We start from the raw sequence: 5,818 nt of genomic DNA, 5'->3' as shown, positions 1-5,818 counted from the left end.
TTWTAATTATTTTTTTCATTAATTATTTACCTCCATATATTAAAAATATACCTAATTTTAGGTATATTTTATAAATATCAAGAGTTTTCGACAAAATTAAAGCAATTATTTTAATAGGTTATGCAAGAAGTCTAATATAATAATAAGTAATAAGTATCTTATTGGAAGAAGTTGGCATATTGATGAAACGGTTATTAACCATTTTTAGTGCTTTTGTGTTAGGTAGTGGTAGTGTGTTTGGGGTGGCTAGTTGTACCGCGCGAGGAAAGCGTGAACGTGATGAAAAAGATGAATTAGATCATAATCAAGATATTGGTATTTTAAATGATATAAAAAAGGAAGTAAAGCAAACTTTTGAAGCGTGGTGGGATACAAAGGCAACAATTGATATTAATGATTATCCGGATCAAATACCATTTGTTGCAGAGTTAGTTGATGAGTTAAAAAAAGAGAATGATGGTTTGACATTGACGGATGAAAGAATTAGTAAATATCGTTTTTTAACACAGTTGCTTACTGGTTTTAAAGTAGAGTTTGCTAATTTGAATCAAAGTTTACGATATCGCTATTCAAATTATTATGTTGATACAATGCCGTTGTTTTTAGATGAGGATAATATTTTATTTACTTTGTATAATATTAATTTTGATAACATCGGGAGGTTATTAAAAGATACTCCACAAGAGGTATTGGGAATTACAGTGCAAGTTAATATTGATTATGAAGTGAGATTTAAAGGATTGCCAGCGAGAGATAAGATTAATGCTCTAGTAGTTATAACTAATGATTTAGATGTTTTAAGTAAGCTTCAGGATAATATTGAGGAGTATTTTACTATGTTTGTTAATAAAGTTTTAAAAGATCAAAAATTTCAAATTAGAGTGAGAAAATATAGTTATGAATGAAATCCTAGCAAGATAATTTGACTCATTGTTAGGGAGGCTTTAAAGAATGAAAATATTTTATTTTTTGGTAGTAATTTATTCGATTATAAAAATAGTTTTTTATGAATTTAGATTCTATGTCCTTTAAAAAGGATTCTGTTTTAGCATGAGCCGGCAAGGGATATGACCCAATGAAATTAACACCAGAAAATTTGTTAAATTTTTATAAAGAAACATATATTCTAAAAAAAGTAACTGAGTACGAAGATTCTTATGTTGCAATTAAAATTGGAACTATGACAGTAGAAAAATTTATACTTGAAGGTTTACCATTTAAACATTTGCGGACTTCCATAAAACTAGAACAAGAGGTTAAAGTTTTAGTAGAAAAAAATCTCTTTAATTTTCAGCTTGAGAAATTTGCAAAAATAGTAATGGAGTTTTGACATTATTTTAAATTAGAAACATATTATGAGAATCATCGTTTGGTTTTTAAGGTGAACCAAGCGACTTTTGATAAGGTACTTGAAGTTGCTAGTGTTTTAGAACAAAACTCAAAAGGAATTCATATCACTTCAATTTTTAGACCTATTATTAATTTTTTTAACAGTAAAACAAATTCAAATCTAAAACTATTATCGATTAATCGTTCTAGTAGTAGTGATTCTGGAAATACAATTAATCTAATTAATAAAACTGAAAAATCTTTTACTGTAAAATTATTAACAAAGTTTGCAAATATAAATAAATATACTAAAAATAGCATATTATTAATGAATGACTTTGACTATTGCTTTTTTATTGTTCCAAACAAGGAAGAAATGATTATTAATAATGGTGAATATTCATTTTTGCAAATAATTGAATTTGAGGTTGGTTAATTTTTAAATGAAATCTTTTAATTTAATTATTAAAAAACATATAATTGTTGCACTTGAAATTATAAATCTATATTATTAAAATATAAAAGAAGTGAGGATTAACAATGATTGAACATTTATATGTACATATTCCTTTTTGCGATCATATTTGTTTTTATTGTGATTTTTTTAAAATTAAAAAATCACGCCCAATAATGATTGAAGAATATTTAACTTCATTAGCACATGAGATTGCTCAACCCCATCCTGATTTTGCTTTAAAAACAATTTATTTGGGAGGAGGAACACCAAATAGTTTAGATGATAATCAATTAGAACAACTATTACAACTATTACAAAAAGTTGTGCAAAACCCAATAATGGAATATACAATTGAGTTAAATCCAGAAAAAATTACAAAAAGTCAATTACAACTTTTAAAGAAATATCAGATTAACCGTCTTTCAATTGGTGTTGAAACTTTTAATGATCAGTTATTAAAAAAAGTTAATCGTTATCATAATAGTGCTGCTGTTGTTAATAGTTATTACTTAGCTCGTCAAGAAGGTTTTGATAATATTTCGTTTGACTTAATTTATAATTTATTTGATCAAACACAACCTGATATTGAGGGAGATTTGTTAATAATTCAAAAATTACAACCTGATCATATTAGTTGATATTCATTAATTTTAAAAAAAAATTCATATTGGGGTAAAACAAAACTTAAATTACCAGAGTATGATATTGCATTTGATGAAATTATTAATACTGCATTAACTAAAATAGGTTATGAAAGATACGAAATTTCAAATTATACTAATAACAACAAAAAATCACAACATAATTTAGCGTATTGAACTAATAAGTCTTTTTGACTGCTTGGCCCTAGTGCAGCTGGTTTTATTAATAATGATGGTTACTATTTATTACAGAATTCGCGAAAATATGCTAACTGAACACAAACTAAAACAGAATTGTCGGTAAAGGATTATTATTTTCAAATTTTAATGATGGGATTACGTGTTTTAAATGGCATTGATTTAACAAAGGTTAGAGATGCAAAAGCAGCAGTAGATTACTATCAAAAGAAAATTGATGTAGAAGTACAAAAAAATAATTTAGTTTTTGATAATAATCATTTACGTTGTACAAGCCAAGGTTTAAATATTTTAAATGATATTTTAGTTAATATTATGGATTAAGACTTATGCTATAATGTAACTAAAGAAGAACTGTGAATAATTAGAATTGATAATTAAGAAAATATAAGAGATTAAAACTATAAGAAAGGAAGAAAATTATGGAAATTAATGTTGATAAATTACTAACAGAATACTTTGATGAAGCTTTACAAAAAATTCAGGATATTATTCGAATTCCTTCAGTTCGTAGTGAAGAAAAACCAGAAGCACCATTTGGTGAAGGAACAAAAAAAGTTTTAGAATATGTCATTAAGTTAGGAACAGAATTAGGTTTCAAAACATATCAAGATTCAGAAAATCGTTATGGTTATGTTGAATATGGTTCTGGTTCAGAAATTTTTGCGATTTTAGGACATTTAGATGTTGTTCCGTCAGGTGATTTTAACAAGTGAGAGTTTGAACCATTTAAACCACAAATTTAAAGATAATAAATTGTTTGGTCGAGGAGCAATTGATGACAAAGGTCCGACAATTATTAATTTGTATGCTTTAAAATATTTAAAAGATCATAATTATCGTCCAGATTATACGATTCGTTTAATTTTTGGTTTAACAGAAGAAACAGATTGAGCGTCAATTAAAGCTTATATGGAAACAGAGGGAGTACCTTGCCTTAGGATATACGCCAGATGGAGAATTTCCTGTTGTATATGCTGAAAAAGGAATTATTAATGCTGATATCATTGATAAAGGTGAGTCATTCACATTAATAGGTGGTGAAGCGTATAATTCTGTTGCTGATGTTGTTAGTTACCAAGGTCCATATTTGGATGATATTAAAACTAAATTAGAACAAAAAAAATATTGAAACAAAGGTAGAAAATGATTGCTTAATTGTTAAAGGAAAATCTTCACATGGTAGTTTACCAGAGCGAGGAATCAATGCTGCTTTAATTACTTTAGCAACATATGCTGAATTAAATAATAATTCAATGATTGCAAATTTTGCAAAAAAAAAACATTTATATAATAATTTTCATTTTGGTCATCTTTTCCCAGATATGAAAGATGAAACCGGATTATTAATTGTTAATAATGGAATAGTTGAAATTAATCAAGAAAAAACACGCTTAACTTTAAATATGCGCGTTCCAATTTCATATAAATTACCTGATGTACAAAAACCATTAACAGCAGAATTAAAAAATATAACTTGGAATTAACAAATATTTCTTGGCAAGAAGCACTTTATATGCCAGTTAATAGTCTAATGATTAAAAATATTATGAAAGTTTACCAAGAGGAGGTGACTGGTGATACCCACACAAAACCTGTAGCAATCGGTGGTGGAACATATGCTAAAGCAATGCCAAATTGTGTGGCATTTGGCGCTGAATTTGTTATTAATGAATCAACAATGCACTCTTATAATGAGTATGTTAAGCTTGATGATTTAAAAAAATGTTAGAAATTTATACAAAAGCGATTCCTTTGTTAGCAAAAAAATAGCGTAGTCCTTAATTTAAATAATGATATCTATTCATCTTTTTCACAAATAAAAAATAATTATTATTGTAAATTGTAAATGCAAATGTAGCACTTTTTATATGAATGAAAACCTTATTTTTAAGCTTAATAGTTATTTTAGTAATTAATTAACTAAAATAAGCCATAAAATAAAAGATATTTTTGCTTTAATTTTTATAAAAAATCTTTACAAATTTAAAAAGCTTGATTTTACAGTTTATAAAGTGCTACACTTCATAGTACAATTTACATATTGTAAATTGTAAATGCAAATGTAGCACTTTTTATATGAATGAAAACCTTATTTTTAAGCTTAATAGTTATTTTAGTAATTAATTAACTAAAATAAGCCATAAAATAAAAGATATTTTTGCTTTAATTTTTATAAAAAATCTTTACAAATTTAAAAAGCTTGATTTTACAGTTTATAAAGTGCTACACTTCATAGTACAATTTACATATTCAAAAAATAGATGATAAATGATTTACGATCAATGACGGCGATAGAAAATGTGGTAAATAATTATTTTTTTGATATAATTAAATTGTTTTAGATATAGTAATTATAAAAAATATTAAAGGAACATGAATTATCAACTATGAAAAAAATATTAAGTCTTTTAGGAACAATCACTTTAATTGGAACAAGCACAATCAGTTTAGTTGCTTGTAATAAACCACAATATAATAAATATGAATTAAAAGAAGAAAAAGAAAAACCAAGCTCACATACTGTATTAAATAATAATAAATGTATTAATATTTTTAATATTCAAGATGAAAAAATAAATTTAAATAAAATAAATGAAATTATAAACAGTAGTGAATCTAAACCTGAAAATAATTATCAATGTAATATGGTGTTACAAAACATAAAAGATAAAAACAATGTTACATCACAAGAAATATTAGAAAATATAAATCCTATTATCTTAAAAATGTTTAATTTTGTAAAAAAAGAAATTACAATAAATGATTATAATATTGTTGTTTATAATTCACGTAATTTTAATGATATTTTAAAAACAATAGATATGAAAAAATATTGAAGAACAATATATTTTAAAATATTTTCTAAAAATAAAAATTTATTTTCAGGAGAAACACCATATATAAGTATTAAATTTAGAAATTTGGAATAAGTTAATTAATTTTTTATATTCCCATTTTAAAACGATATGGATATGAACTATAAAATAACGCATTATACGGGTCGTGGTACATTTTACTATCGGGTGTGTTTGTTTTGGTATCGCTAAACTTTAATTCACTAATACACTTATCTAAAAATGGGAAATTATCTAATATGCCATATATTTTGCCTTGGACAAACATTTTTCTTATTCATGTTACACGATTGATTATACCCGCTTCTTTATTCAACGAAGTTTGATGTTTTTTW

The 5,818-nt window shown here is 25.2% G+C and carries 9 protein-coding genes; 8 read left to right on the top strand and 1 reads right to left on the bottom strand.

From position 1 onward, the window contains the following. The first annotated feature begins 182 nt into the window (after window positions 1-182). The 8 genes from EHV01_RS02700 to EHV01_RS02665 all read left to right on the top strand — a co-directional run bounded on the left by EHV01_RS02700 (window position 183) and on the right by EHV01_RS02665 (window position 5,558). Window positions 183-1,016 carry a hypothetical protein gene (locus tag EHV01_RS02700; protein ID WP_422066088.1) on the top strand — a complete coding sequence of 278 codons (834 nt, stop codon included), beginning with the start codon at window positions 183-185 and terminating at the stop codon, window positions 1,014-1,016. Beyond that, window positions 1,007-1,765, top strand: a complete 759-nt coding sequence (locus EHV01_RS02695) for a hypothetical protein (protein ID WP_422066087.1) — start codon at window positions 1,007-1,009, stop codon at window positions 1,763-1,765. Before EHV01_RS02700 ends, EHV01_RS02695 begins: the two co-directional genes overlap by 10 nt. 104 nt (window positions 1,766-1,869) lie before the next feature. Continuing rightward, window positions 1,870-2,949: a radical SAM family heme chaperone HemW gene (gene hemW, locus EHV01_RS02690; protein ID WP_422066086.1), complete on the top strand. Its 1,080-nt coding sequence runs from the start codon at window positions 1,870-1,872 to the stop codon at window positions 2,947-2,949. 98 nt (window positions 2,950-3,047) lie between these two features. Next, a complete protein-coding gene (locus tag EHV01_RS02685) occupies window positions 3,048-3,371 on the top strand; it encodes a hypothetical protein (protein ID WP_422066085.1) in 324 nt (107 codons plus the stop codon). 10 nt (window positions 3,372-3,381) lie between these two features. Further along, on the top strand, window positions 3,382-3,621 hold the full coding sequence (locus EHV01_RS02680) for a M20/M25/M40 family metallo-hydrolase (RefSeq protein ID WP_422066084.1): 240 nt from the start codon (window positions 3,382-3,384) through the stop codon (window positions 3,619-3,621). 260 nt (window positions 3,622-3,881) lie between these two features. Then, a complete protein-coding gene (locus tag EHV01_RS02675) occupies window positions 3,882-4,112 on the top strand; it encodes a hypothetical protein (RefSeq protein WP_422066083.1) in 231 nt (76 codons plus the stop codon). Window positions 4,113-4,141: 29 nt separating this feature from the next. Continuing rightward, window positions 4,142-4,357 (top strand): hypothetical protein, encoded by a 216-nt coding sequence (locus EHV01_RS02670; protein ID WP_422066082.1) that lies wholly within the window; start codon window positions 4,142-4,144, stop codon window positions 4,355-4,357. Window positions 4,358-5,015: 658 nt separating this feature from the next. Further along, window positions 5,016-5,558: a lipoprotein gene (locus EHV01_RS02665; RefSeq protein ID WP_400249255.1), complete on the top strand. Its 543-nt coding sequence runs from the start codon at window positions 5,016-5,018 to the stop codon at window positions 5,556-5,558. Between the two features lie 13 nt (window positions 5,559-5,571). Here the strand turns inward: EHV01_RS02665 and EHV01_RS02660 are convergent. After that, window positions 5,572-5,818, bottom strand: a 247-nt coding sequence (locus EHV01_RS02660) for a hypothetical protein (RefSeq protein WP_422066081.1), incomplete at its 5' end; no start/stop codon positions are given.

This window comes from Spiroplasma sp. hy2 (genome assembly GCF_044714365.1).
Classification (GTDB): domain Bacteria; phylum Bacillota_I; class Bacilli_A; order Mycoplasmatales; family Mycoplasmataceae; genus Spiroplasma; species Spiroplasma phoeniceum.
This window is presented reverse-complemented; position numbering and strand designations above follow the sequence as displayed.